We start from the raw sequence: 26,609 nt of genomic DNA on the forward strand, positions 1-26,609 counted from the left end.
CGTCACCAAGGCAAGGGCTGATCGTGATAGGTCTGGAAGATGCCGGTGTGGTGCCGACCAGCGCGGTGGATCACGCCGCGCATGCCGGCGACGCTTTCCTCGACCGGCACGCGTCCGCCGGGCTCCGTTGCGGCCCAGCCCGGATGCAGGGCGATGACGCTGATATGGCGCGGCGCGAGATCGACCGCGAGACCCTTGACCAGCATGTTCAGGCCCGCCTTGCTCGAGCGATAGGCATAGGAGCCGCCGCTCTGGTTCAGCGCGATCGAGCCCATGCGGCTGGAGACGAAGGCCATGATCTTCAGTTCGCTCGCCGCGACGTTCTCGACCAGGGTCTCGACCAGCTTCATCGGGCCGATCAGGTTGGTTTCGAGGATGCGCCGCCAATTGGCGTAGTCGGTCTCGCCGAAGGGCGGATGCGGCCGGCCGATGCCGGCATTGTTGAGGAGGATGTCGACCGGGCGCCCGCCGAGCGAAGCGGCGAAGGCTGCGATGCCGGCATGGTCGGTCATGTCGAGCTTTTGGACCTCGACATCCCCGGCGATGGCGCGGGTCTCGTGCGCGGTCTCAGGCGAGAGGCAGGTCGCATAGACCTTGTGGCCCTCGGCCGCGTACTGCCGGGCGAATTCGACGCCGAGGCCGGTGTCGCAGCCGGTGATGACGATCGTTGCCATGGGATTCCGCTAGAGGCTGGAGGCGAGGGGAGTGGAGGCGCCGCCGGCGGCGGAGCTTTCGAGACAGGCCATGACGAAGGCGAGGCCGGCGACGCCATCCTCGATCGAGGGCGTCAGCCTTGCCATGTCCGTGGCGGGGGCGAGGCCGCGCCGCGCCAGGATGAGATCGGCGAAGCCGGAATAGAGATTGGCGATCGCCTCGATCAGCCCCTCGGGATGGCCGGGGCGCGACAGCCGGGTCGCATCCCGCGCCGCCGCCGAGAGATCGGGCCGGCCGGCGCCGGTCACCACGATGTCGCCATTGAGCCGGCCCAGCACCAGTTCGTTGGGGGCGCCATGGCTCCAGGCGAGATGACCGGTCTCGCCGAAGACCCGGATGACGAACAGGTTGGAGGCCCCCGCGGCAGCGTTGCTGACCTCGATCCGGCCGCGGGCGCCGCCCGTTTGACGGAAGCGGATCTGCGCGATGTCGTGGACCTTGCGACCGGGCACCAGCGTGCCGACCTCGGCCGAAACCGACGCCATCGCCTCGCCGGTGACGAAGCCGACGAGATGGTGCGCGTGGGTGCCGATATCGCCGAGGACGAGCGAGGGGCCACTGATCTCGGGGTTGAGCCGCCAGCGCGCTGCGCCCTCGGGCGTCGCCTCTACCAATGTCGCATTACCACCGGCGAGGTAGTCGATTTGAACGAGCCGCACTGCCCCGATCTGCCCGCCGAGGATGCGCGCGCGCATCTCGCGCAGCATCGGGTAGCCGGAATAGGTGTGCGTCAGCGCGACCGCGACGCCACTCTTGCGCGCCAGCGCAGCGAGCTCGCGTGCTTCGACGAGATCGTTGCATAGGGGCTTCTCGACCATGACGTCGAGCCCGGCCGCGAAGGCCGCCTTGCAATAGGCGGTGTGGCTGTCGTTGGGGGTGATGATGGCGAGCGCCTCGACGCCGTCCGGGCGCGCCTTCTCCCGCGCCAGCAACTCGTCGAGCGAGCCGTAGCAACGCTCCTCGGCGAGGCCGATGGCGATGCCTTCGCGCCGCGAGCGCTCGGGCTTCGACGACATCATGCCGGCGACGAGGGTGAAGCGGCCATCGAGCGCCGCGGCCATGCGATGGGCCGGGCCGATCATCGAGGGCGGGGCGCCACCGAGAATGCCGAGGCGGATCGGCCGCCCAAGGGCGGCCAGCACGGGATTGCCTTCGCTCATGGTTTCAGCCCCAGAATGCGGTCGAGCTCGTCCGATGGCGCGGCGCGGCGCATCCTTGCGTCGAAATCGCGCTGCGTGGTCGGGATGATGTGGTCGGCGATGAAGCGCGCGCCTTCGCGGGCGCCGTCGAAGGCGTGCTTCAGGCAGCACTCCCATTCGAGCACGGCCCAGCCGTCATAGCCGTAGCGGGTCAGGCTGCTGAAGATGGCAGGGAAATCGATGTCGCCGTCGCCCGGGCTGCGGAAACGTCCCGGCCGGTCGATCCAGTCACCATAGCCGCCATAGACACCGCGATCCGGGCTCGGGCGGAATTCGGCGTCCTTGACGTGGAAGGCGGCGATCCGCGCGTGCCAGCGGTCGATGAAGCCGAGATAGTCGAGGTGCTGCAACCGAAGGTGGCTGGGATCGTAGAGCAGCCTGGCGCGAGGATGCTGGTCGACGCGGTCGAGGAAGGCGGCGAAGGTCGCGCCGTCGTGCAGGTCTTGGCCCGGATGGAGCTCGAAGCAGATATCGACGCCGAGGCTGTCGGCATAATCGAGCAGCGGGCGCCAGCGCGCCGCAAGCGCCGCAAAGCCGTGCTCGATCAGGCCGGCCGGGGCCGGCGGGTAGGGATAGAGGAACGGCCAGAGCAGGCCGCCCGAGAAGGTCGCGAGCTTGCCGGCACCGATGCGGGCCGCGAGCGTGATCGCGCGCCGCAATTCCTGCTCGGCGTAAAGCTGGCGGGCGGCGGTGTTACCGTGCAGTTCGACAGGCGCGAACGCGTCCATGACCCCGTCATAGGCCGGATGGACCGCCAGCAACTGGCCGGCGCGATGGGCCGCGATCTCGCTGATAGCCAAGCCGTGGCGTTCGACGCTCGCACGCCAGTTATCGATGTAATCGCTCTCTTCGAGGCGCTCGGTGTCGATGATCGCCCTGTCGTGGACCGGCACCTGCAGGGCCTTGAAACCCTCCTGCGCCGCGAAGCGGGAAATGCCGTCGATATCGGAAAAGAAGGGAGCCGGACCGAGATATTGGGCGATGAACAGGCCCGGGCCGCGAATAGTCTTCAACGGTGCCGCACCCCGATGCCTTGCTAGTGGTCAAGTGATGATAGCGCTTACACGAGAGAGAACAAGTGCGTTTGATCGATTGCCATGCCGGCACCATTCTGCCTCGCCGATGCGACGGAGTGCCGCCGTGGTGTTGCCTCGCGGGCAACACGCCAAGACGGGACGAGTTCTCGCGAGCAGACGGCTAGAGCATTCCCGGGGAGTACTGGCTCGCCTTCAAAGCTCTGTCCCGTTGTGCCCGCGGAATTGCTGACGCAAAACCGCTATGCGCTCTTGCCGGACTGGCCCGAAGTCATGAGCTGGGCCGCCTTCTCGGCGATCATCACGGCGGGTGCGTGGGTGTTGCCCGAGACGATTGTCGGCATGATCGAGGCGTCGACGACGCGCAAGGCCTCGAGGCCGTGCACGCGCAGCTCAGGATCGACCACTGCCATCGCATCGGTGCCCATCTTGGCCGTGCCGACCGGGTGGAAGATCGTCGTCGCGATGTCGCCCGCCGCCCGCGCCAGTTCGTCGGGCTCCTGAATGGCGATGCCGGGCTTGAGCTCTTCGGGCCTGAACGCCTGCATGCGCCGTGTCGCCATCAGGCGACGCGCCGCCGTGATCGAGGCGGCGGCGACCTCACGATCGCTGTCGGCCGAGAGATAATTCGGCGCAATACGCGGGTGCGCGAAGGGATCCGCCGAGGCGATCCGGACATGGCCGCGCGAATCCGGCCGGAGATTGCAGACCGAGACCGTGATCGCCGGGAAGGCGTCGAGGGGTTGGCCGAAACGCTCCAGCGACAAGGGCTGGACATGGAACTCGATGTTCGGCGTGGCGAAACGCTCGTCCGAGCGCATGAAAATGCCGAGCTGGCTCGGCGCCATCGCCATCGGTCCGGAACGGCGCAGCGCATATTCGAGCGCAATGCCCGCCTTGCCGAGCAGGCTCGCCTGCCGCTCGTTCAACGTCCTCGCGCCGGTGATTTTGAAGACGGTACGGATCTGGAGATGGTCCTGCAGGTTCTCGCCAACGCCAGCCAGCTCGTGCTGGACGGCGATGCCGTGCTGCGACAGCAGGGCGCTCGGCCCGACGCCGGAGAGCTGCAGCAATTGTGGCGAGCCGATCGCGCCGGCCGAGAGGATCAGCTCGCCGGCGGCGTCGACCTGGACGGGCTCGCCCTTGAGACGCAGCTCGAGCCCGCTCGCGCGCTTGCCGGAGAAGACGATGCGCTCGGCCTGCGCCTGCGTCAGCACCGTCAGATTGCTGCGATTGCGCACCGGGCTCAGGAAGGCGCGCACCGCGTTGAAGCGGAAGCCGGCCTTCTGGTTCACCTCGAAATAGGCCGAGCCGAAATTGTCGCCGGCATTGAAGTCGTCGATCTTCGGCACGCCGATCTCCTCGGCGGCCTCGCGCACGGCATCGAGGATCGGCCAGGACAGGCGCTGGCGCTCGACCCGCAATTCGCCTTCCTGGCCATGAAACGCACCGCCCAGGCTGTGATGCCGCTCGGATTTGCGGAACAGCGGCAGCACCTCGTCCCAGCCCCAGCCGGGATTGCCGAGCTGGCGCCAGCCGTCATAGTCGGCGGCCTGGCCGCGCATGTAGATCATGCCGTTGATCGACGAGCAGCCGCCCAGCACCTTGCCGCGGGGATAGGCGAGCGCGCGGCCGTTGAGGCCCTTTTCCTGCGCCGTGCTGTAACCCCAGTCGGTCCTGGGATTGCCCATGCAGTAGAGATAGCCGACCGGGATATGGATCCAGTGGTAATTGTCCGAGCCGCCGGCCTCGAGCAGCAGCACGCGCTTGCGCGGATCGGCGCTGAGGCGGTTGGCGAGCACGCAGCCTGCCGAACCCGCGCCGACGATGACATAGTCCCAGGAACCGAGATGGCGACGGATGCTCAAGCGACCTCCGATCGACAATGCTGCCATTGCGCTGCGATCGTCGTAGCAAGATCGTCATGGAGTCGGTAGCGCACATCGCTCAACCTCCCGTCTGGGCGAAAGCGCGCTGCGGACTTCAGAGGCCGGACTCTTCGGGCGGAGGGCCGACGATCTGCCGGTTCGCAGAGACCGGTGACGTAGCCACCAGCCCGCTTGCCGGCGACTGCGCCCTCGATCGCCGGGTTCTTTCGCTGCTCAGGCTGCGATGATCGGAGAGGCGGCATAGGCCGGCTGGCGCACCGGCGTGCCCTCGAAGACGGTCCCTTCCTCGAACCAGCTCTTCGGTGCGGGAGCGCCCCACAGCGTCTGGCGCTGCGGATCGCGCAGGTCCCAGCGGATCGGCTCGTGATCGGGATCGATCGTCTGATAGTCCGAGCAATAGATCTCGATGCGATGCCCGTCAGGGTCGCGGACATAGAGGAAGAAGGCGTTGGAGATGCCGTGGCGCCCCGGGCCACGCTCGATATTGCCGACATAGCCGGTGGTCGCCATCAGATCCAGCAGGTCGATGATGTTGAGCGGCGTCGGCACCCAGAAGGCGACATGGTGCAGGCGCGGGCCGACGCCATGGGTGAAGGCCATGTCGTGTACGCCGCCCTTGCGATGCATCCAGGCGGCCCAGAGCCGGGTGCAGTCCTCGTTCTCGGTGTATTCGGTGACCCGGAAGCCGATCTCGTTATAGAACGCCACGGAAGCGTCGACATCATCCGAGAAGCAGTTGAAATGGTCGATGCGCAGGGGCTTCACGCCCTTGTAGAGCGCGTATTTCTGGTGAACCGACGGCAGCTTGTCCATGCGGAAGTAGAATTCCAGCGGCACGCCGCGCGGGTCGGTGGTGCGCAGGGTCCGCCCCTGATAGGGTTCCTCGACGAACTCGGCCTTCAGGCCCTTGCCGCGGAAGAAGTGCTGGGCCTTGTCGAGGTCCTCCTCCGAGAAGACCTTGAAGCCAAGATGGCGGGCGCTGGGCTCGGCCCCCTTCTCCAGCACGATGCAGTGATGGCCGCGTTCCTCCATGGCCCGGAAGTAGAGCCGCTCCGGCGTCTCCTGCGTCAGCTGCAGGCCGAGCGTGTCGCCCCAGAAGGCCTTGGCGGCGGCGAGGTCACGCACCGTCAGCACGACATGGTTCAGGCGCACGACATGGAAGGGCGGATTGAGGACGCTGGACGGGACGGGCATGGTTCCTCCTCGATATCGTTCTTCTTGTTTCATTCGGCCGCGGCGTCAGATCCCCAGCCGCGGCACCTGGTGGGTATCGAAGGCCACGGCGACGTTCTTCGTCTCCATGTAGAAGTCGAAGGAATAGTCGCCGCCGTCGCGTCCGATGCCCGATGATTTCACCCCGCCGAACGGCGTCGGCAGATGGCGGACATTCTCCGAGTTGACCCAGATCATCCCGGCCTCGAGATCGCGCGAGACGCGATGGGCGCGGCCGACATCGCGGGTCCAGATATAGCCGGCCAGCCCGTACTGGACGTCGTTGGCGATGGCGATCGCCTCGGCCTCGTCTTCAAACGGGATCATGGTCAGCACCGGCCCGAAGATCTCTTCCTGCGCGATCCGCATGCCGTTGCCGGCGTCGAGATAGAGCGTCGGCTCGACATAGTTGCCGGCGCCGTCCAGAGCGCGGCCGCCGCCGCAGGCGACGCGGGCGCCCTCGTCCTTCGCCAGAGCGGGATAGGACAGCACCTTCTGCGCATGGCGCGGATGGATCAGCGGACCGATCTCGGTTGCCGGATCGAGCGGATGGCCGACGCGCAGGCGCTTCACCCGCTCGGCGACCTTGGCGGAGAAGGCGTCGTAGATCGAGCGCTGCACGAGAGCGCGCGACGATGAGGTGCAGCGCTCGCCATTGAGCGAGTAGATCATGAACAGCACCGCATCGAGGGCGCGGTCGAGATCGGCATCCTCGAACACGATCACCGGGTTCTTGCCGCCGAGCTCGAAATGGACGCGCTTCAGCGTCTCCGCGCCCTGGCGCATGATGTGTTGGCCGGTCGTGGTCTCGCCGACGAAGGCGACGGCCTTGATCGCCGGATGCTCGGTCAGCGCCTTGCCGGCGCTCTCGCCGAGGCCGTGCACGACATTGACCACGCCAGCCGGGAAACCGTGCTTGCGGATCGTCTCGTCCATGATCTCGCCGAGCAGCATGGCCGAGAGCGGCGACCATTCGGCCGGCTTGTGGACGACGGTGCAGCCGGCGGCGAGCGCCGGCGCGATCTTCCAGGTCGAGAGCATGAACGGCGTGTTCCAGGGCGTGATTACCCCGACGGGACCGATAGGCTGGCGCAGCGTGTAGTTGATATGGCCTTCGTCCGGCAGCGACAGGCCATTGCCGGCTTCCGGCGCACGGTCGGCATAGAAGCGGAAATTCTCGGCCCCGCGCAGCGCCGCCTTCGCCATGAAGCGGATCGCCTGGCCGCTGTCGCTGCTTTCGACCAGGGCGATCTCCTCGGCCCTTGCCTCGATCGCATCGGCGATCGCGTGCAGCACGGCCCGGCGCTTGGCGCCGGAAGCATTCTTCCAGGCCGGGAACGCCTTGCGCGCCGCAGCGGCGGCACGGTCGATCTCGGCCTTGTCGCCGGCGGCGACGACGGCCTGGCGCTCGTTCGTGGTCGGATCGAGTGTCTCGAAGGTCGCCCCCGAAGCCGAAAGGACGGCCTCGCCCGCGATCAGATGCGGCACGGTGCCATCCGTGAAACGCGCCATCGCCTGGCGCGCCTTGGCCAGATTGGCGGTCAGTTTGGTATCGGTCGCGGTCATGGCTTCGCCCTCGCTTTCAGGCGTTCGTGCAGGTTGTTGGTCTTTAGCGACGCGGTTCCGTCGATCTCGGAGACATCGAGGCTGAGCGCTAGGCCCCGGCGCTGGACGATTTCGGCGGTCTCGCGTTCGAGCACCGCCATCAGCGCCTCGGCGACGCGCAGGCGGGTTGCGGCATCGCGCCCCTCGCCGATCCGCACGCTGACGGCAATGAAGATATGATCGGGGTCGCCATCGGCGATCAGGTAGAGATCCCGCCGCTCCGCGCGGGTCCTGAGGCCGGCCAGAGGGAAGATGCCGGTCTCCAGCGCGGCGGCATGCAGCGCCTCGACCAGCCGCATCGGGCGGAGCTCTTCGTCCAGATTGGCGGAGTATTCGATGACGATATGGGGCAAGCCGCACCTCCCATTTCTCAAATTAGATAACATGTTAAATTTATGACTGCAAGCGCACGCTGCCGCGTTTGGTGCTGGTCGTCGAGCGCGCTAGGGTGCCGGCGACTCACGATGGATTTCTGGTTTGACCGACGACAAGACCACGGGCGCCAGCAGCCCGGCCGCGACCCGGCTCAGGCTGCGCCATTTCTCCAAGTCGCTGCCGATGTCGCTGCTGCGGGCGCGCGAATCGGTGATGCGGCATTTCCGTAAGTCGCTGCGCGAATTCGGCGTCACCGAGCAGCAATGGCGCGTGCTGCGCGCGCTCAGCACCAAGCCGCAGATGGAGGTGGCGGAGCTGGCGCGGGCGACCTTCCTGCTCGGTCCCAGCCTGTCGCGGATTCTCGTCGATCTCGACCAGCGCGGCCTGATCCTGCGCGAGCCCGATCCGGCCGACCTGCGCCGCTGGATGATCTCGCTCAGCGCCTCCGGCTCGGCTCTCATCGACAATGTCACGCCGGTGTCCGAAGCGATCTATCGCCAGATCAGCCAGCGCTTCGGCGAGGACAAGCTCGGCCAGCTGCAAGACCTGCTTGCCGAACTCGAGGACGCCATGGCCGGCATCGGCAACAACGGGCCGGGCGCGCCAGCCGATTGACGGCCTGGGCCGCCACGGCGTCCATCACCTGGCATATAGGCCTGGGGTTGTCCTCCGCGGGCGCGAAGGAGCCTGGCGCGGCGCCTTTGGGGCAACCGCGTAAAACTAACGAAAGTTATGATAGGAGCGCCTTGCAGGGCGAGGCGCCGCAAGACCACCTGCGCGGCCCTTCGATATCGGGCGGGCGACAGGTCATTCACAATGCGGAAGGAAACATCTTCCGTCTCAAGGGCTTGGTAGAACCCTCGAGAAAAATGGTGCCCAGGAGAGGACTCGAACCTGCTGGTCAGTCCTGAATTCCTTGAAAAACAAGAGAAATTCCGATTCGGCCAACCTCGTTGAGTGGGACCAATGAGTGGGCTCGAACGAAACGATCTTACGTGGTTTCCAGGGCCAATCAAGAGCGTTGCGAGCTCGTCGGTCTGCTCCGATGCACGCGGCTTGTTTCGCTTCGGCTCCTTCCGGTTCGAAAATGAACTGATGTCAAGCCCGAGTGTCCAACAGGACGCTTGAGGTTGCGCGGTTCGGGCGACGCGATGCTCGGCCCTGCCAATGCTGCTTACGGCGGACGTTGCTGTGTATGGGGCCATCTGCTGGCCAGACGCGCCGACAGGTCGCTTGTGTGTCGTCACATTGCCTGTCCGATCGCCAGCGGCAGCTTGTGGCGGAGATCGTTCGCCATGTCGGAAGACCGGCCGCCGAAACCGGGAATCGCCTCGATGAGGCTGCGTGTGTAGGCGGATCGTGGCGAGGCGAAAATCTCCTGCGCTTTCGCCTGCTCGACAACGGCGCCCGTCTTGAGGACGACGATGCGTTCGCACAGCATGCGGACCACGTTCAGATCGTGGCTGACGAACAGGAAGGCTAGGCCTTCCTCCTTGCGCAGGCGATCCAGCAGCTTGAGCACGATCGCCTGGACGGACACGTCGAGGGCTGCGGTCGGCTCGTCCAGGACGAGCAGTTTCGGACGGGTGACGATGGCGCGAGCGATCCCGACCCGGGCCTTCTGCCCGCCGGAGAGCTGATGGGGAAAGCGAGAGAGAAGTTCGCGCGGCAGGCCGACGCGTTCCGCGCACCCCTCGACCCGTCGGGCCACCAGGCCGCGATCGATGTCCTTTTCCAGCTTGCGGAGCGGATGGGCGATGCAGTCGAACGCCGTGTAGCGGGGGTTCAAGCTCTCGTGGGGGTCCTGGAAGACGATCTGGATCTGCTTCCGCAGCGGGTGCGCGTTGAAGCGCGCGGCGGAGACTTCGCCGATGTCCACGCCGTCGAAGGTCAGCCGCCCGGCGCTCTTGTCGATGAGACGAGTGACGATGCGGGAGATCGTGCTCTTCCCCGAACCGGATTCACCGACGAGGCCGATGCTCTCGCCCTGGTCCAGTCGAAAGGAGACGTCGTCGACCGCCCTGAAGCGATCATAATCCTTCGCCAGGCCGCTAACCTCGAGAAGCGGTTGCGACCCGCCGAAGCCGATGAAGGCGGGTGTCGTCACACCGGCGGGCGTTTCTTCGTCGACGACCAGGGTCTCGATCGTCGACGAGGCGGTGGGGGACGCCGCGACGAGTCGCCTTGTGTAGGGGTGGCTGGGGCGGAGGAAAACCTCCTCCACTGATGCGGATTCGACCACTTCGCCGCGCTGCATGACCGTGATCGCGTCGCAGTACTGGGCGGCCAGGCCCAGATCATGGGTGATCAGGATAACGCCCATGCCCCGCTTGGCCGCGATGTCCGCCAGAAGGTCCATGACCACCTTCTGCGTCGTGACGTCCAATCCGGTCGTGGCCTCGTCGGCGATCAGAAGCCTGGGTTCGCAGGCGATCCCGAGCGCGATCATCACCCGTTGGCACATCCCCCCGGACAATTCGTGGGGGTAGGACTTCAGGACGCGATCGACATCGGTCAGCATTACGTCCGTGAGCAGCGCCGCCACGCGCTCGTGCAGGCTCGATTTGTCGAGCCTGGTGTGAGCGGCCAATGCGTCCGTCAACTGCTGCCCGACCGTCCGGATCGGGTTCAACGCGCCGCGCGCGTTCTGGAACACCATGGAGATGGCGGCTCCCCGTAAGCGGCGCATGTCTCCGGCCGAGAGGGCGAGAAGATCGCGGCCGTCGAACTCGATCCGGCCGGCGCTGATCCTACCCGCCCGGTCCAGAAGCCGCGTGATCGCGTAGGCGGTGACCGATTTCCCCGACCCGCTTTCGCCGACGATGCCGAGCGTCGATCCGGGCTTCAGGGCCAGCGAGACGTTTTTGACGGCCTCCACCGTGCCGTTGCGAGTCGAAAACTCGACGCGGAGGTCGCTGACGCGGAGCAGATATTCGCTGTTCATGTACGCATCCGAGGGTCGAGAATGTCGCGCAGGCCATCCCCGAGAAGATTGAAGCAGAGGACGGTGAGCATCAGCGCCGCTCCGGGGAACGCCACGAGCCACCACTGCCCGGACAGGATGAAGCGGGCGCCCTCGGCCACCATGATGCCCCACTCCGGCGTGGGGGCCGTGACGCCGAGCCCCAGGAAGGACAGCCCGGCCGCGTTGAGGATGGCCCAGCCGAGATTCAGCGAGATCTGCACGGCCATCGCCGGCAGGATGTTCGGGATCAGCGAGAACAGCACGATGTCGAGATGGCTGTCTCCGCAAGCACGTGCAGCCTCCACCCATCCCGCGTTGCGGCGGACGTTCACCTCGGCCCGCGCGAAACGGATGTAGAATGGCAGGTTGATGAAGGCGGTCGCGATGATGATGTTCTCGATCCGGTTGCCCAAGACCGCGACCATGGCCATGGCCATCACGAAGAGCGGGAAGGCCATCAATACGTCCACGACGCTCCCGATGACGCGGTCTACGAGGCCGCCGGCATAGCCCGCGAGGCTGCCGATCACGACACCAGCGGCGAAGGAGATGGCAACGGCCGAAGCCGCGATCGCGAGATCGATCCGCGTCGCGGCGATGAGCCGGCTGAGGATGTCGCGACCGAGCTGGTCCGTGCCCGCCCAATGGGCGCTCGATGGCGGTTGCAGAGCGTTGGCGACGTTGGACGCGATCGGGTCGTGCGGTTGGATCCAGGGCCCGAACAAGGCAAGGAACACGAGGCAGGAGAAGCCGAAGGTGGCGATCGCGGTGACGGGGTTGCCGCGCAGGACCCAGGCGACGTGTCTGGCGGTGGCGCTCATCGGATCGAGACCCTCGGGTCGGCGAGCCCGTAGAGCGTGTCGATGAGCAGGTTGACCATCACGAAGATCGTGGCCATCAGCAGCACGAACCCTTGTACGGGCGCGAAATCGGAGGAAAGCAGGGCGTCGAGGGCGTAGGAGCCGACGCCCGGCCAGGCAAAGACCTTTTCGACGAGAACGTTGGCCCCCAGCATCGTCGAGAACACGACGCCGGTGATCGTGATGACCGGCAACAGCGCGTTGCGTAGGCCATAGGCGACGATCACTTTCCAATGCGAGAGGCCGAGCGCGCGAGCGGTCCGGATGAAGTCGCTGCCCAGCGCCGCGAGCATCGAAGCTCGGGTCATTCTGGCCAGCGGGGCGAGTACGAAGAGAGCCATCGTCGTGGCCGGCAGGACGAGCTGGGAAAGCGCCGACCGCCAACTCGCCAGATCCCCAACAAGGAGATAGTCGATGAGAAGGAGGCCCGTGATGCCGGGAGGCGGGGCATCGAAGACTCCGATTCGCCCCGTCGGATCCGGGGCCCAGCCCAGGACGACGTAGAACACGTAGATCAGCAGCAATCCGCAGACAAAGGTCGGAGCGCAGACGCCCAACGAGCAGATGAAGCGCACGGCGTGATCCAGTGCCGAGCCCGGTCTCAAGGCCGCGAGTATGCCCAATGGCAGCGCCAGCGAGAGCGCAAGGACCAGCGCGATGAAGGTCAGCTCCAACGATGCCGGCAGCCGCTCGACCAAGTCGACGACGACGGTTTGGCCGGTCGACATTGAGCTGCCGAGATGCCCCGTCGCGACGTCCCGCAGATAGTAGGCCAGCTGCACGAGCATCGGCTGGTCGAGGCCCATCGCCTTTCGCAGCCGCTCGACCTCCTCTGGCCCGGCATTCGGATCAGAAGAGAAGAACACGGCGGGATCGCCAGGCAGCACGCGCATGAGGAGAAAGGTGAACACCAGTACTCCGAACAGGGCGGGCAGCGAGGCAAGGAGTCGGTTGCCGACCCTTGCCGCGACATTGACAACGATCTTCATGATCAGATCCGCTTCAGATACCGGTAATCCGCGCCGCGGTGGAACCAGTACGTGTAGCCCTCGACATTCTTGGCGACGACGGCATCGTGGTTGGGGTGCCAAAGCAGGGCGAGCGGGTTGGCCGCCACATATCTCTTGATCACCTCGACCATCATGGCGTCGTATTTCGCCTGGTCTGTTTCGTATCGTGCGTCGTCACCGAGCTTTGTCGCGATGGCGTCGTTCCAGCCGCTGGCGTTCCAGCGCGTCGTCGCGGTCAGGAAAATCCGCGTCGTGTATTCGGATGTCGGCAGCCATGCCGTGAAGAAGTCGAAGAACATCGGCAGCCGGCGCTCGGAGACCATCGTCGTCATCTGGGCGTCCGGAAGCTTCTGAACGGTGACGTCCACGCCGATCGTGGCCAGACTCTCCTTGATCAGCGCCGCCATCGGCTCGACCGTGGTCGACATGCTCGCTGGAAAGGAGAAGGTGGTCCGGAACCCGCCGGCGTGCCCGCTCTCCGCGAGCAGCCTCTTCGCCCTATCGAGGTCGCGTCGGACCGGCATCGGCTGTGGTATCGCAGAAGACGGCGGTTCCGACCAGTCGGCGCCGAAGAGGCGCTTGCCGCGCCCGAAGATCGCGGCGTTGAACATGTCTTCGTAAGGCAAGGCCGCCGTGACCGCCTGCCGGACCTTGAGATCGTCGAAGGGCGCAGCGAGCGTGTTGAAGGCGACGGACTGCCAGGCGTTGGTCTGCGGCACCGCGATGATGCTGACGCGCCCCCTCTTCTCGAGGCCGGGGATGTCGCTGGCGGCGGCGTCGAGCGTGAGGTCGGCGTCGCCCCTCTCGACGAGGCTCGCCCGGGCGGAGACGTCGGGGATCGTCTGCACGATGACCCTCTGGAAGTAAGGCAGCTTGCCGTTCTCGCCGTTCTTCCAGTTCTCGTTCCGGCGCAGCACGACCTGCTGGCCCGGCCGGTTGCTTTCGACGATGTAGGCGCCGCCCGCGGCGGTGTTGTCCTTCAGCCAGTTGACGGCCCAGGGATCGTCGGAGGTCGCGTGCTTCTTGGCGAGCTTGCTGTTGAACATCGGCAGGAAGGGCACGCAGAAGGTCGCGAGGGTGAGCCGGTCCGGCCGCTCCGTCCTGATTTCGATCTGGCGGTCGCCGACGATCTTGAATTGGCCGGGGTCCGTCATCGAACCATTGCTCATCTGAGCTTTAGCGGTGCTCGGGGCCCCCACCGCGCGGTCGAGCGACCATTTGATATCCTCGGCCTCGACGGGCGTTCCGTCGTGCCAGGTCGCACCCTCGCGGAGATGAAAGGTGTATGTCCTGCCGTCGGCCGACCGATCGACCTTCTGGGCAAGCTCGCCGCGGATGTTGCCCATGTCGAACATCCGCCCGCCGGCCACCTGCTTCGTGCCGAAGGCGACCAGGCGATCGTAGACGTTCATCGAGAGCGGGGAACTCTCGCGCGTGGCCCCGCCGGTGGTCGGGTCGAGCGAGGTGAGGACCGCTCCCATGACGTGACGCAACGTCTCGGAGCGGGATTGCGCGGCGGCGATCGAGGAGCCGAGGGGGCCGCCAACGAGCGCGCCTCCGGCGAGACCGGCAGATCCCTTCAGGTAGTCGCGGCGATTAATGGTCATGGTCATTCCCCTTTTGTTTTAGTTTGATGCAGCTTTGGGCCGGGCCGCCCTCGGCTCGAGTTGCGGGCCCGCATGGCGCGTCAACTCGCGCCGGGCGTCACCAGATTGCGGAGCTTCGTGCCGTCGCGAAACGCGCGCAGGTTGCTCCGGCAAAGCTCATGGGCCCGATGCACGATGCCGGGGCTGCCGTAGCCAGCGGCGTGCGGGGAGAGGATGGCGTTCTCCAGCGACCAGAGCGGGCTCGACGCGTCCAATGGCTCGCGTTCGAAGACGTCCAGCGCAGCGCCCGCAATGAGGTTTCGCCGGAGGGCATCCGCGAGCGCGGCCTCGTCCACGGTGGCGCCGCGGCCGACATTCACGAAATAGCTGCCGGGCTTCATGAGCGTGAGGAAATCGCCATCGACGAAACCCGTCGTCGACGGCGAGGCAGGCAGCACGTTGATCAATATGTCCACGGTCGGGAGAAGCTCGCGAAGCTCCGACAATGCGACGGCCTCGTCGAGCAGCGGGCAATCGCGAGCGGATCGCGAGATACCCACGATATGTGCGCCGAACGGCCTTATCCGCTTGGCGATCTCCCGGCCGATCGACCCATAGCCGAGCAGAGCCACGCGCGATCCGTCGAGCGACGACAAGCTGGCGTTGAAGGCGGGCCGGTCCCATCGGCGGGCCTGCCTTCGCCTTTCCAGATCGGGGACCCTTCTGACCAGTGCAAGGACGAGTGCGACGGCGTGTTCCGCCACGACCGGCGCCCAGACCTCGCTGGCGTTGGACAGGGCGACGCCGGGCGGCACCCCATGTGCCCCTGCGCTCTCATATCCCGCCGACAGAAACTGAATGAACCTCAATCGGCCGCCGGGCTCGCGAATCGCGTTCGCGAAGTCCTGCGAATAGTCGGTCGCCAAGATGAGCAGCGCTTCGCTTCCGTGCGCAAGCCGAGCGAGCTCAGTCAGATCGTTCGCAGTGTGGAACGACGCGCCCTCGACCTCACATTTCGCCGCCGGTTCAAACCCCGGAAAACTCGCGTGATACGCTACCTTCATCGCCCGCCATGATCCATGATGCAGTGCAAGGCTAGGATCAAATGGTCTAATTAGCAATACCAAGGATCAAATGGTTCTGCGACCTACCTCGATATGGCCATGAGCGTTGGCGACCGATCCGCCAGCCGCATCCGGCCCTGGATCTGGATCGGTCAGTAGCCGCGCGACGGGCTCACGACGTTTCGCAAGGGCTGTCCGCCCAGCCATCTCGCCACGTTCTCCAGGAAGATGGCCGAGCTCGCAGCCGTATATCCGACGGAACTGTCCGACGAGACATGGGGGAAGATCGTCAGGTTCGGCACGTCCCAGAGTTCGGAGTCTGCAGGCAGGGGTTCACGCTGGAAGACGTCGAGAACGGCCCCCGACAAGTGACCCCGGCGCAGAGAATCGACCAAGGCGTCCTCGTCGATGACGTCGCCACGGGAAATATTGACCAGCCCGGCTCCTGGACGCAGCCGGCCCAATTCGAGCGCGCCGATGACCCGTCGCGTCTCGGGGGTCAGCGGACAGGACAGGAGCAGGAAGTCGACCTCGGTGAGCGCACCACGAAAATCTGCCGGCGTATACATCCGGTCCACCGCCGGGTGGGGCGCGCCGTCTCTGCGGACGCCCCATACCTGCAATCCGATGCGCTTGGCCGCTTCGGCGGCCGCGCCGCCCAGCGACCCCACGCCGAAGATCATGACGACCTTGCCGCGTATCGGATCGCAGAAGGTCCGTTGCCATGATCGGTCGCGCTGCAAGCTGGCATAATGCGGCGCGCGGTTGTTCAGCATCAACAACGCCGTCATCGAGAACTCGCCAGCCCGCGTACCGTGAATGCCTCGGCTGTTGGTCAACACGGCCGAGTCCAGAAGCCAATCGAGGGGCATGAGCTTCTCGACGCCCGCGTTGAGAGAGTGGACGATCGCAAGCTGCTTCGCGTGACGCTTCAATCTTTCCTTGTCGATCTGGCCGCCGATGAAGAAGGTCGCCTTTTCCAGGGACTGGATATTGGGCGCATCGGTCTTGGCTTCGACCACATCGATCCAAGGCGATATTTGGTTGGCGGATTCGCGGATGCTCGCGACGTCGATGCGGTGAACCGGTTCGGCATCCCTCGCATTCTCGACATAGATCAGGAATGTTCGAGCGTCAGACATCGTACTTATCCCACTAGGCAAGTTGTACTGAGAGCCAAAACGAGTTGTACTTCAGGGGAGCGCAAAGCGAGGGAGGCATGGGACGTCGCCCTCATCCTGCCGGAGGTTCCCCGCCCCCCGCGGGAGCCCGTGGCCCGGCAGAAGCCGTGTATCGGGCGCGTGGCCGTTTGATCGACGGCCCCTGCGGGCCGTCTCCGTTTCATCTGGCCGTTGCGCCCGCCAAGCCAGCTCCCGGCTAATGGATTTCCGGCTCGGGAGTGGCTGGTCCCCTCTCGAGGAAGGAGAAGTCGCAGCCTTGATGGGCTTGCGTTACCTGGCTGCTGTAGATCGCCCCATAGCCTCGCGCGAAGCGGGGTCGAGGCGCGGTCCACTTCGCGCGTCGGGCGGCGATCTCCTCGTCGCTGACGAGGAGATTGAGCTCGCGGTTCGCGACGCTCAGCTTGATCCGGTCGCCGTTCTGGACGATGGCGAGAGGACCGCCGACGTAAGATTCCGGCGACACGTGCAGGACGCACGCCCCGTAGGACGTTCCGCTCATCCGAGCATCGGAGATTCGAACCATGTCGCGGACCCCCGCGGCGAGGAGGCGTTTCGGCAGCGGCAGCATGCCCCATTCCGGCATACCGGGGCCGCCGACCGGCCCGACATTCCTCAGGACCAGAATCGTGTCCGCCGACACCTCCAGGTCGTCCCTGTTCACGGCTTCGTTCATCTCGTCATAGCTGTCGAACACGAGCGCGGGTCCGACGTGCTCGCGCAGATGGGCTTCCGCCGCATGGGGTTTGATCACCGCGCCCTCGGGAGCCAGATTCCCGCGCAGGACGACCAGCCCGCCGCGATCCTCGACGGGCTCTTCCAGCGTCCTGACGACGTCGTTGTCGAAGACGGCCGCACTCGAGATGTTGTCCATCACGGTCCTGCCATTGATGGTCGGGCGATCGGTGTGGAGCATGCCGGAAATCCGGTTCAGCGCCGCCAGGATGCCTCCGGACGCGTAGAAGTCGTCCATCAGGTATGAGCCGATGGGCTGGATATTCGCGATGACGGGAGTTTTCTCCGCGATGTCGTTGAAATCGTCCAATGACAGATCGATGCCGCTCCTGCTCGCCATCGCGATCAGGTGGATCACGGCGTTGGTGGAGCCCCCCAGGGCCATCAATGCGGTTACCGCATCGAGATAGCCCTCGCGCGAGAGAATCGTTGATGGCTTCCTGTCGAGCCAAGTCGCGTCGACAATGGTGCGGCCGCTCTCCGAGCACAGCCTGATATGCTGCGAGTCAACGGCCGGGACGGAAGAGAAACCTGGGAGCGTAAGGCCCAGTGTTTCTGTCAGAGCCGACATGGTGGAGGCTGTCCCCATCGTCATGCACGTACCCGGTGACCGGTTTATGCTCTGCTGAATAGTTTCCCACTCCTCCTCAGAAAGGAGTCCGGCACGTCGATCGGCCCAGTACTTCCAGCTGTCGGAACCCGAGCCCATCGTCTTGCCGCGATAATGCCCGCGGATCATCGGGCCCGCGCAGACAAAAATGGTGGGCAGATCCGTCGAGATCGCGCCCATGAGGAGCGCGGGCACGGTCTTGTCGCACCCGCCCATCAACACGACGCCGTCCACAGGGTAGGAGCGCAACAGCTCCTCGGTCTCGAGCGCGAGAAGATTACGATACATCATCGTCGAGGGCTTCTGGAATGGCTCGGACAAAGAGATCGCCGGCAATTCGATGGGGAAACCGCCGGCCTGGAGCACGCCTCTTTTGACGTCATCGACCCTCGTCTTGAAATGCTGGTGACAGGGGCTGATGTCGCTCCAGGTGTTCACGATGCCGATGACCGGTTTGCCGAGATATTCCTGGGGGGAATAGCCCATCTGGCCGGCGCGGCCACGGTGTCCGGAGCCGCGCAGGTCGTTGGCCGCGAACCAGCGCGCGCTCCGAAGGTTCTTGGGCGAAATCCGTCCGTCACTCATGGGGAACTCCCGACAATCTGGGCTCTTGCCGTGCGCCGGAAAAAGGCGGTGCGGCGTCGTTTTTCTCTTGAGCAGTTATAGCGTCGGGCCGAGGCCGGCTTGCAGGCCAGTCCCGCCTCGGCGCCGGGGCCTGTTGGCATGCCGCCCGCTCGCGGCGGTTCAGCCCAGGTTCTCGAAGCGGTCGATCGCGAGGCAAGCCAGATCGAGGAACATGCCCTCCGGCGACGAGGGCAGGGTCGGCGGGCTCCTGCCCTCGATCAGAGCGAGAATGGAGCGCGCGCGCCCGGACGTCCCGGCGCGAGCAGCGGACGACGGCTGACGAATGATATCGCTTCGGGAAGGCGTGTATCGACGCATGAAAAAAGCGGGGGCCGGCGCCGGCCCCCGTTCTCTTCACCTGTCGTCGTCTCGAACCCGCTTTACTGGATCCAGGCATTCCAGCGTTCGACCAGCATCGCCTGGTTGGCGTTCAGCCAGTCCAGGTTCGGCTCGATCAGGACGGTGGCCGCGCCCGCCGCCGGCAATTTCGCCTTGGCTTCCGCGCCCAGCAGAGCGAGCGCGGCGTCGCTGGGTGGGACCACGCCGGTCAACTCGGAGTAGCGGGCCTGGACGTCCGGGTTCTCCATGTAGAACTTCAGCAGCTTGAGAGCCGCCTCTCGGTTCGGAGATCCCTTTATGACTTGCAGGCTGTCGCCGATCATGAATGCCTGATTGAAGGAGACTTCGATGGGCTGCCCTTCGTCGCGAAGCGTGTTCGCACGGACCGCGAACAACATGCCCAGCACATAGTCGCGATTCCTGAAGCCTTGCTGGCTCTGGTCACCGGTGCGCCACCAAAGATCGATCTGGCGCCGGATCGTATCCAGCTTCTTGAAGGCGCGATCGACGTCCAGGGGGAACAGGTTCGACGGACTCACGCCATCGGCCAGGAGGGCCGCGGCCAGTACACGCCAGGGATCGCCGAAGCTTGGCAGCGCGCGGCGCCCGGGAAATTTCTCGACGTCCCAGAAATCGGCCCAAGACGAAGGCTTCGCGCCCGCGAAAGCCTCCTTGTTGAACACCATGGTCGTCGCATTCCGCGAGAAGCGGAGCCCGGCTGCACTGCAAGTGCCAGCCGACAGCTTTGGGCTGCCGATATAGGGCGCGCAAAATTCCGACAGATCCTCGGTAATGGCGCGGTTTCCGCTGGAGGCTGCCAAGATCTCGTGGTTGTTGAAGATATCCCATTCGACCCGGCCTGCGCGGACCATGGCGGACGCTCTGGCCCTCTGTTCCGCGTCAGTGGCGACCACGCTGATCACCTTGATACCGGTGGCTTTGGTGAAAGGGTCGAACCACGCCGTTCGCAGCGCGCGTTCGAAAGACCCTCCCGCGGTTGCCACGACCACCCGCTCTTCTGCCTTGGAGGGCACCGCGCCCAGGAGCATGCTTCCGATCAATGCGGTAGCGACCAACGCGGACCGGCGCAGCACTCCACAACGATACTTGATCGACATTATCGCGATCCTTTCATGGGTAAGGGAAGCTTCAGATGGAGACAGGCAAGGATTAATCTTGAGTCGTCGGCCGGCGCATTCTTTCGACGAGGAGCATCAAGAGGATGGAAATCAGCAAAATAACCGATGATACCGACGCGATTACCGGTGTGAGATTGTAATCGATGTCCTCGAACAGCTTTCGTGTGATGGTTTTTCCTTCGACTCCTGAAATGAAGAACGATACGGTCGCCTCGTCGAAGGATGCCAGGAAGGCGAAGATGGCCCCGGCGGCGACACCGGGAGCGATGTTCGGCAGAACGACCAGCAGGAACGCCTTGGGCCTTGAGGCGCCACAGCTCAACGCCGCGAATTCGAGACTGGGATCCAGCTTCTGCAGAGCGGATGTGACGGTGATCACCACATAGGGGACCGACAGCATCGAATGGGCGATGAGGAAGCCCAGGAAGCTGCCGGTGAGTCCGATCGGCGCGAACACAAGGTAAAGCGCCACGGCTATGACGATGTGCGGCACCACGAGCGGCGCTAGCGTCAGGACCTGCAATGCGGATGCGAACCTCAAGCGCCCCCTCACCAAGGCCAGCGAAGCGAGCGTCCCGACGATTGTCGCCATGACCGTCGTCGCGATCGCGATCTTGAGGCTGAAGAGGAACGATGCGATCCAGGCAGGATCCCTGATCAGCTCAAGATACCAGCGCAACGAAAGGCTGCGGGGCGGGAACTGGATGAAGGGCTCGCTTCCCAGCGAAATCGGGATGATCAGCAAGGACGGGACCATCAGGAAGACGAGCACCGCGGCGGCATAGGCGTTGAGGGAAAGCCGCCCCCAATCGATCGCTTTACGGGGTTGCATCGATCAGACGCCTTTTCCGATGCGGAGGAAGCGGCCGAAAACGGAGACCAGCCCGAGCGTCGCGGCCAGGAGGATGCCTGCCAACGCGCCGGCAAAGGGCCAGTTCAGCAGTTCCGTCGTCTGCTGGGCGATGAGGGTGGCGATGGTCATGCTCTGGGGGCCACCGACCAGAGCGGGGGTTACGTAAAAGCCCAGCGCCAAGATGAACACGATGATCGTTCCGGCGTAGACACCCGGCAGGCTGTTCGGGAACACCACCCGGAAGAAGCTGTCTATCGGGCCTGCCCCGAGATTCCTGGCTGCCTTGTCGAGGTCGGGGGGAATCGCGATCAGCGCCGAGTAGATGGGCAGGATCATGTATGGCAGGAGGACATGCGTCATCGCCAGCATCACGGCGGCGTCGGTATAAAGCAGTTTCAGCGGCTCGCTGATGATCCCTGCATCCATCAGGGCCGTATTCACGATGCCCTTCCGCTGCAACAACACGATCCAGGCGTAAGATCGCACGAGAACGCTCGTCCAAAGCGGGATGAGGACGCAGGCCGCGAGATAGATGACGCGCCGTCCCTTCTGGCGAGACATCACCAGCGCGACCGGATAGCCCAGCAGGAAACACATCGCCGTGACGACGCAGGCCGTCCGGATCGTCCGCATTAGCACGCCGAGATACAGCGGCTGGGTGAGGCCCTTGGCGTAATGTTCGAACGTGAGATGAGGCGCGAAAAGACTCTCGAAGATCAGGACCAGGATCGGTGTGACGAATGCGCCGGCAAGAAGCAGGGTCAAGGGCAGCAGAAGCGTCAGCGCCAGAGCGTTCGGCAGCGCGCCGCCGCTCGAGGCTTCCTTGGAGACAGTGCGCGAGTTCATTCGGCTCGCTCCGAGAAAATCGTGACCAACTCGCCGGGGAGCCGCAGCGACACGGCCTCGCCTTCGGCTAGATAGTCGCGGCCGGCCAATTGGACATCGACACGCACACCGTCGGGAAGCCGGACGGTGTAGGTGGTGTAGGCCCCCACGAACACGACGCCCTCGACGATGCCGTGCAGCGCATCGGGGCCGCCCTGCACGACGTGGAGGTTCTCCGGGCGAACAGATATCTCGACGGCCTGACCGATCTCGGCATTGCCGGGGGCCATGTATCGTGCGCGGGGAACCGACAGCATGACCGATTGAACGTTGATCGTGAGGCTGTCTTCCGAGGTGGCTGAAACGGTGCCGGGCAGGAAATTCGTCTTTCCCAGGAAGTTCGCGACAAAACTGCTTTGAGGGGTAGCGTACAGGCTCCGCGGATCACCGACTTGAATGATCCTGCCATGGTTCATCACGGCAATTCTGTCGGAAAGCGTGAGGGCCTCTTCCTGATCGTGCGTCACGTAAACGATCGTCAGGCCGAGATCGCGGTGAAGGCGCTTGATTTCGATCTGCAGATCCTCGCGCAGTTTCTTGTCGAGCGCGCCCAGCGGCTCATCCATCAAGAGGACTGGGGGTTCGAAAACGATGGCGCGCGCAACCGCTACGCGCTGCTGCTGGCCACCGGAAAGCTGCTGAGGGAGCCGGTCGCCGTAACTCTCCAGGCGGACCATCGCGAGCGTCCGCGCCACCTTAGACCGGATGTCGTCTTTGGCCAGGCCGCGCATCTTGAGCGGAAACGCGATGTTCTGCGCCACCGTCAGGTGCGGGAAGAGGGCATAGCGCTGGAACACCATGCCGATCCCGCGCTTGTTGGGCGGAACATGGGTGAGATCGCGGCCCGCCATCGTGATCGCGCCCGAGGTCGCTGTCTCGAAGCCCGCCAGCATCATGAGCAGGGTCGTTTTTCCGGAGCCGGATGGTCCCAGAAGCGACATGAATTCCCCGGGTTTGATCTCGCAGTCTATCCCACGCACGGCCTCGACCTTGCCGTAACGCTTGTAGAGATTCGTAATGGACAGGTCGGCGCCCCTTATCGCGCGACCTTCCGTGCGGTTTGATGCCAGCATGCTCCCCTCTCGACCAGCGATCGCGCCCGTTCGGGGTTCGCGTGCCTTGCTTTATCGCTGCGAAAGAGAACCAGTATGCTCCGGCCCTGACGGGCAAAAGGCCAGTTCATGAGATCCCGGGCGAGCCAGTTGGTACCCGTCCGAAAAATGGGTCTGGATGCCACGCGCATTGTTTCGGCGGAAAGGGCAGTCGCGCGGATCGCCGCTGGGCATGCGTGAGAAGAACCGCCCGAGCTGTCAGCGCCGCGGGCGCGAGCGGTTCAGAAGCCTGATAAAGAGCCCGATTTTTTCAGGTATCGTCTTCAAATCCATTCGTCCGGTCCCCAGCACGATGCCCTGCCGGCGGGCGGCCGTCAGATACATGCTCGACATATCGAAAGCTGGGATCTCGGCCGAGCGCGCGAGCCGTGCGATGTCCTTGTCGGTCAGAGGCTCGGCGGCAGCGAGCCAAGCCGGCAAGAACAGGCTGGGGGCTTCGCTGCTCAGCTCGAACAGCCCCTCGGCCTGGCGGGTTATTTCCTGCTTCGCCAGGTATTGCCTTTCGCTATAAACTTTCCGCATGCGCCGGATATGGGATTCAAGATGACCACCTTCGATAAAAGTCGCGAGAACAGGCTGAGGCGTCAGCGGTGGGAAATAATCAATATAGTAACGCGCCGATTCAATTGCAGATATGATTTCATGATGTGCGATTATATACCCTATTCTTAAATGCGATCCTATCGATTTTGAAAATGTACCCATATAGACGACGCGATTGTTGCGGCCCAAGCTGAAGAGCGGGAGTATCGGCTGCCCGGCTGCGACCAGTTCGCCATCGTAGTCGTCCTCGAAGATCCAGCCGCCCGTGCGGCTCGCCCAGGACAACAGTTGGATCCGTCGTTCGAGAGAAAGCGTCGCCCCTGTTGGATAGTGATGGCTCGCCGTCACCAGCGCGGCGCGGGCGTCGCATGCGAGGTCGGTGCCCAGTTCGACATCCAGCCCTGCCGCGTCCACGTCCACGGGAACCAGTTCTATGCCCTGCGCGCGTGCCAATAGCGCGGCCTTCGGTCGGCCGGGGTTCTCGACCATCAGCTTGTCGCCGGGGTCGAGCAAGACCCGCATCAGCAAGTCCAGCGATTGGGTGGTGCCCGACGTGATCAGGATCTGTTCGGGAGTGGCTTGTATGCCGCGTGTGCGCTGCACCAGCCTGCTGATCGCCTCGCGCAGGTCGGGGTGTCCGCCGATCAGGGGCGACATGCCGAGGCGCTTTTTTCCGCCTCCCCAGACACGCGAGTGAATACGATTCCAGATCTCGAACGGAAAAAGCGAGCTGTCCGAAGCGCCGAACAGCTGAAGCGGGTCCGTCTCGTCCCGCGAACTCATTTCCGTCAAGCGCTGGCCGAACCTGCTCAGGGGCGGCATCGAGAAGGCCGTGGCGTCGCCGTCCCGACGTAGCAATCGGTCGGAGACCATCTCCGCTGCGAGCTCGGATACGAACGTCCCGACCCCATGTTCGCTGCGCAGCATGCCTTCGTAGACAAGATAGTCGTAGGCGGTGGCGACGGTGTGCCGCGAGCATTTGATCTGGTCGGCGAGCGCTCGTGGCGACGAAAGCATGACGCCTGGAGCAAGCGCTCCGTCGAGGATCAGGCGTTTCAGCTCGCCGTAGATTTGCCGATAGAGCGGCACCTTGCTTTCATGCGCGATATCGAGGCCGGTCAGAAGAGAAATTTGAGACCGGTGACAAGGTGATCTGTCTCTCCTCTTCAGTGAGATTGCGTTGTCACGTTCAACGACGGTCATGGGCTTTGGGCTTTTCTTAGGAATGGCGCGAAGGCTCGCAGCTGCAAGAAAGAGAGCTCTCGAATGCACTGCGGCATTGATGATCTGGGCTCAGCGATGAATGGCCGAAATTGCCCACTCCACTGAATTGAAGATGCCAACCGGCGGTTAGGGCGCCGCCCCGGCAGACGGTGCGGCCTACGAGCAAGCGATCTTGTCCGGGCAGGCGAGCGTTGCGCCGGGATGAGCGATCGGTGTCGCGTCGAGAGCGTCGCAATCCGATCGGTGCTCCTCTTTCGAAGAAACGTTGCGTGGTCGCGCGCCCCATTTGCCTCAGCCGTTAAGAACCAAATGATTTACTTGACATGAGTATGGATCAAATGGTTCCAAGGCGTCAAATGGCGATGTGGAGGAGCGCGATGGCACCTGCCGAATTGGGGAAATTGCGTCATGACTTGATCGATGCGGCGCGGGCGATCATCGGTGCCGGTGGCCTGCTGTCCGAAGCGGCCGATATGGAAGGCTACCTAACCGATTGGCGCCGCAGGTACACCGGCGAAGCTCTGGCGGTCGCACTGCCGTCGGGCGCGGGACAAGTGTCCGAACTCGTCAAAGCCTGCCGTGCCCTCGGCGTGGCGATCGTTCCGCAAGGCGGCAACACGGGTTTCGCCGGCGGCGCCGTCCCCACCAAGGATCGGCCCGCGCTGCTGCTGAACCTGTCGCGGATGAACCGCATCCGCGAGGTGGACGTCGCCAACAATTCTTTCGTGGCCGAGGCGGGTTGCGTCCTCGAAATGGTCCGGCAGGAGGCTCAGAACGCGGGCAAATTGTTTCCGCTCCTGCTCGGCAGCGCGGGCAGCTGTCAGGTGGGCGGGCTGGTCGCGACGAATGCCGGTGGGACCGGCGTGCTGCGTTACGGCAACATGCGCGATCTGGTCCTCGGCCTCGAGGTCGTCCTGCCGGACGGCAGCCTGTGGAACGGCTTGAAGTCGCTCCGCAAGGACAATTCCGGCTATGATCTCAAGCAGTTCTTCATCGGCGCGGAAGGCACGCTCGGGATCATCACCGCCGCCTCGCTGAAGCTTTTCCCGCTCCCCGACAAATCCGCGAGCGCGATGGTCGCGGTGCCGGACGTCCAGGCGGCGGTCGACCTCTTGCACATGTTCATGGAGCGGACCGGGCGGAGGGTCGAGGCGTTCGAGCTCATGTCGCGCGGCCAGATCGAGAGCATCCTGGCCAATACACATGTCCGTCAGTCGCCGATGGAGCTAACGACGCCGTGGTTCATCCTGATCGAGCTTGCGGACAGCAGCGTCGACTTCGAGCCGGAGCGCCTCTTCGAGACGATTCTCGGCGAGGCCTTGGAGCGCGGCCTGGTGAGCGATGCGGTGATCGCCGGCGATTCCACGAAGGCGAACAAGATCTGGGAGCTGCGACACAGCGCGTCCGAAGCCAATGTCCGGAAGGGCTTCTCGGTCGCCAACGACACGTCGGTTCCGATCTCGAAGCTTCCCGAGTTTCTGGAGACCGTCGAGCGGAGGCTGCTAGGCGAGATCGAGCAGGCTGATGTCTTCCATGTCGGCCATATCGGCGACGGCAATATCCACGTCGTGGTCGTGCTCGATCGCGAGCGCTACGCGGACCAGTCCGATCGGGAGCAGGCCGCCGCGCTGGCCAACCACATCGTCCACGGGGTCAGCGTCGATCTGGGCGGCAGCATCAGCGCGGAACACGGCATCGGCATGATGCATGCCGCCGAGCTTGAGCAGTTCAAGAGCGCCCTCGATCTGCGGATGATGCGGGCGATCAAAACTGCCTTCGATCCCGAGAACCTCATGAACCCCGGAAAAGTGCTGCGGCGGTAGCTCGGCGTTTCGCGCAAGGGCGGATTCGCAG

General features: G+C 64.5%; 21 protein-coding genes. 2 read left to right on the forward strand and 19 right to left on the reverse strand.

The genetic code is table 11. The features are described from left to right. Nucleotides 1–2 precede the first annotated feature (2 nt). The 7 genes from VGV58_RS11870 to VGV58_RS11900 all read right to left on the reverse strand — a co-directional run bounded on the left by VGV58_RS11870 (nucleotide 3) and on the right by VGV58_RS11900 (nucleotide 8,006). Nucleotides 3–674: an SDR family oxidoreductase gene (locus VGV58_RS11870; RefSeq protein WP_326874224.1), complete on the reverse strand. Its 672-nt coding sequence runs from the start codon at nucleotides 672–674 to the stop codon at nucleotides 3–5. Nucleotides 675–683: 9 nt separating this feature from the next. Then, nucleotides 684–1,874 (reverse strand): Gfo/Idh/MocA family protein, encoded by a 1,191-nt coding sequence (locus tag VGV58_RS11875; protein ID WP_326874225.1) that lies wholly within the window; start codon nucleotides 1,872–1,874, stop codon nucleotides 684–686. Then, nucleotides 1,871–2,926, reverse strand: coding sequence for a sugar phosphate isomerase/epimerase family protein (locus VGV58_RS11880; protein WP_326874226.1), 1,056 nt, complete (start codon nucleotides 2,924–2,926; stop codon nucleotides 1,871–1,873). The genes VGV58_RS11875 and VGV58_RS11880 overlap by 4 nt, the downstream gene beginning before the upstream one ends. A 263-nt stretch (nucleotides 2,927–3,189) precedes the next feature. Next, nucleotides 3,190–4,809: a GMC family oxidoreductase gene (locus tag VGV58_RS11885; protein WP_465247884.1), complete on the reverse strand. Its 1,620-nt coding sequence runs from the start codon at nucleotides 4,807–4,809 to the stop codon at nucleotides 3,190–3,192. A gap of 240 nt (nucleotides 4,810–5,049) precedes the next feature. Continuing rightward, complete coding sequence (gene hpaD / locus VGV58_RS11890) at nucleotides 5,050–6,030, reverse strand: 3,4-dihydroxyphenylacetate 2,3-dioxygenase (RefSeq protein ID WP_326874228.1); 981 nt, start codon at nucleotides 6,028–6,030, stop codon at nucleotides 5,050–5,052. Nucleotides 6,031–6,075: 45 nt separating this feature from the next. Further along, complete coding sequence (gene hpaE, locus VGV58_RS11895) at nucleotides 6,076–7,614, reverse strand: 5-carboxymethyl-2-hydroxymuconate semialdehyde dehydrogenase (RefSeq protein WP_326874229.1); 1,539 nt, start codon at nucleotides 7,612–7,614, stop codon at nucleotides 6,076–6,078. After that, nucleotides 7,611–8,006 (reverse strand): 5-carboxymethyl-2-hydroxymuconate isomerase, encoded by a 396-nt coding sequence (locus VGV58_RS11900; protein ID WP_326874230.1) that lies wholly within the window; start codon nucleotides 8,004–8,006, stop codon nucleotides 7,611–7,613. The genes hpaE and VGV58_RS11900 overlap by 4 nt, the downstream gene beginning before the upstream one ends. Before the next feature lie 124 nt (nucleotides 8,007–8,130). Here VGV58_RS11900 and hpaR point away from each other — a divergent pair, with 124 nt between their 5' ends. Then, nucleotides 8,131–8,643 carry a homoprotocatechuate degradation operon regulator HpaR gene (gene hpaR, locus VGV58_RS11905; RefSeq protein WP_414643950.1) on the forward strand — a complete coding sequence of 171 codons (513 nt, stop codon included), beginning with the start codon at nucleotides 8,131–8,133 and terminating at the stop codon, nucleotides 8,641–8,643. 628 nt (nucleotides 8,644–9,271) lie between these two features. On the opposite strand, the gene VGV58_RS11910 is transcribed toward hpaR, so the two are convergent. From VGV58_RS11910 to pdxR, 12 genes are all read right to left on the reverse strand, one after another. Then, complete coding sequence (locus VGV58_RS11910) at nucleotides 9,272–10,972, reverse strand: ABC transporter ATP-binding protein (RefSeq protein ID WP_326874231.1); 1,701 nt, start codon at nucleotides 10,970–10,972, stop codon at nucleotides 9,272–9,274. Beyond that, nucleotides 10,969–11,814 (reverse strand): ABC transporter permease, encoded by an 846-nt coding sequence (locus tag VGV58_RS11915; protein ID WP_326874232.1) that lies wholly within the window; start codon nucleotides 11,812–11,814, stop codon nucleotides 10,969–10,971. The genes VGV58_RS11910 and VGV58_RS11915 overlap by 4 nt, the downstream gene beginning before the upstream one ends. Next, entirely contained in the window at nucleotides 11,811–12,842 is a 1,032-nt protein-coding gene (locus VGV58_RS11920) for an ABC transporter permease (protein ID WP_326874233.1), read from the reverse strand. Before VGV58_RS11920 ends, VGV58_RS11915 begins: the two co-directional genes overlap by 4 nt. A 2-nt stretch (nucleotides 12,843–12,844) precedes the next feature. Further along, the gene (locus VGV58_RS11925) at nucleotides 12,845–14,470 is read right to left on the reverse strand and encodes an ABC transporter substrate-binding protein (protein WP_326874234.1); all 1,626 of its coding nucleotides are present in this window, start codon (nucleotides 14,468–14,470) and stop codon (nucleotides 12,845–12,847) included. A gap of 80 nt (nucleotides 14,471–14,550) precedes the next feature. Beyond that, a complete protein-coding gene (locus tag VGV58_RS11930) occupies nucleotides 14,551–15,513 on the reverse strand; it encodes a D-2-hydroxyacid dehydrogenase (protein ID WP_326874235.1) in 963 nt (320 codons plus the stop codon). A 152-nt stretch (nucleotides 15,514–15,665) separates the two neighbouring features. Beyond that, nucleotides 15,666–16,655, reverse strand: a complete 990-nt coding sequence (locus VGV58_RS11935) for a D-2-hydroxyacid dehydrogenase (RefSeq protein ID WP_326874236.1) — start codon at nucleotides 16,653–16,655, stop codon at nucleotides 15,666–15,668. A 235-nt stretch (nucleotides 16,656–16,890) separates the two neighbouring features. Next, nucleotides 16,891–18,621 (reverse strand): L-arabinonate dehydratase, encoded by a 1,731-nt coding sequence (gene araD, locus VGV58_RS11940; RefSeq protein WP_326874237.1) that lies wholly within the window; start codon nucleotides 18,619–18,621, stop codon nucleotides 16,891–16,893. 419 nt (nucleotides 18,622–19,040) lie between these two features. Then, nucleotides 19,041–20,117: an ABC transporter substrate-binding protein gene (locus VGV58_RS11945; RefSeq protein WP_326874238.1), complete on the reverse strand. Its 1,077-nt coding sequence runs from the start codon at nucleotides 20,115–20,117 to the stop codon at nucleotides 19,041–19,043. Nucleotides 20,118–20,169: 52 nt separating this feature from the next. Beyond that, on the reverse strand, nucleotides 20,170–20,970 hold the full coding sequence (locus VGV58_RS11950) for an ABC transporter permease (protein WP_326874239.1): 801 nt from the start codon (nucleotides 20,968–20,970) through the stop codon (nucleotides 20,170–20,172). A 3-nt stretch (nucleotides 20,971–20,973) separates the two neighbouring features. Then, nucleotides 20,974–21,756, reverse strand: coding sequence for an ABC transporter permease (locus VGV58_RS11955; RefSeq protein ID WP_326874240.1), 783 nt, complete (start codon nucleotides 21,754–21,756; stop codon nucleotides 20,974–20,976). Nucleotides 21,757–21,833: 77 nt separating this feature from the next. Next, nucleotides 21,834–22,949 (reverse strand): ABC transporter ATP-binding protein, encoded by a 1,116-nt coding sequence (locus VGV58_RS11960; RefSeq protein WP_326874241.1) that lies wholly within the window; start codon nucleotides 22,947–22,949, stop codon nucleotides 21,834–21,836. Nucleotides 22,950–23,186: 237 nt separating this feature from the next. Further along, nucleotides 23,187–24,734, reverse strand: coding sequence for a MocR-like pyridoxine biosynthesis transcription factor PdxR (gene pdxR / locus VGV58_RS11965; RefSeq protein ID WP_326874242.1), 1,548 nt, complete (start codon nucleotides 24,732–24,734; stop codon nucleotides 23,187–23,189). A 398-nt stretch (nucleotides 24,735–25,132) separates the two neighbouring features. On the opposite strand from pdxR, the gene VGV58_RS11970 reads away from it, so the two are divergent. After that, the gene (locus tag VGV58_RS11970) at nucleotides 25,133–26,578 is read left to right on the forward strand and encodes an FAD-binding oxidoreductase (protein ID WP_326874243.1); all 1,446 of its coding nucleotides are present in this window, start codon (nucleotides 25,133–25,135) and stop codon (nucleotides 26,576–26,578) included. Nucleotides 26,579–26,609 lie beyond the last annotated feature (31 nt).

The sequence above is a fragment of the Allobosea sp. genome (assembly GCF_035944895.1).
Lineage (GTDB): Bacteria > Pseudomonadota > Alphaproteobacteria > Rhizobiales > Beijerinckiaceae > Allobosea.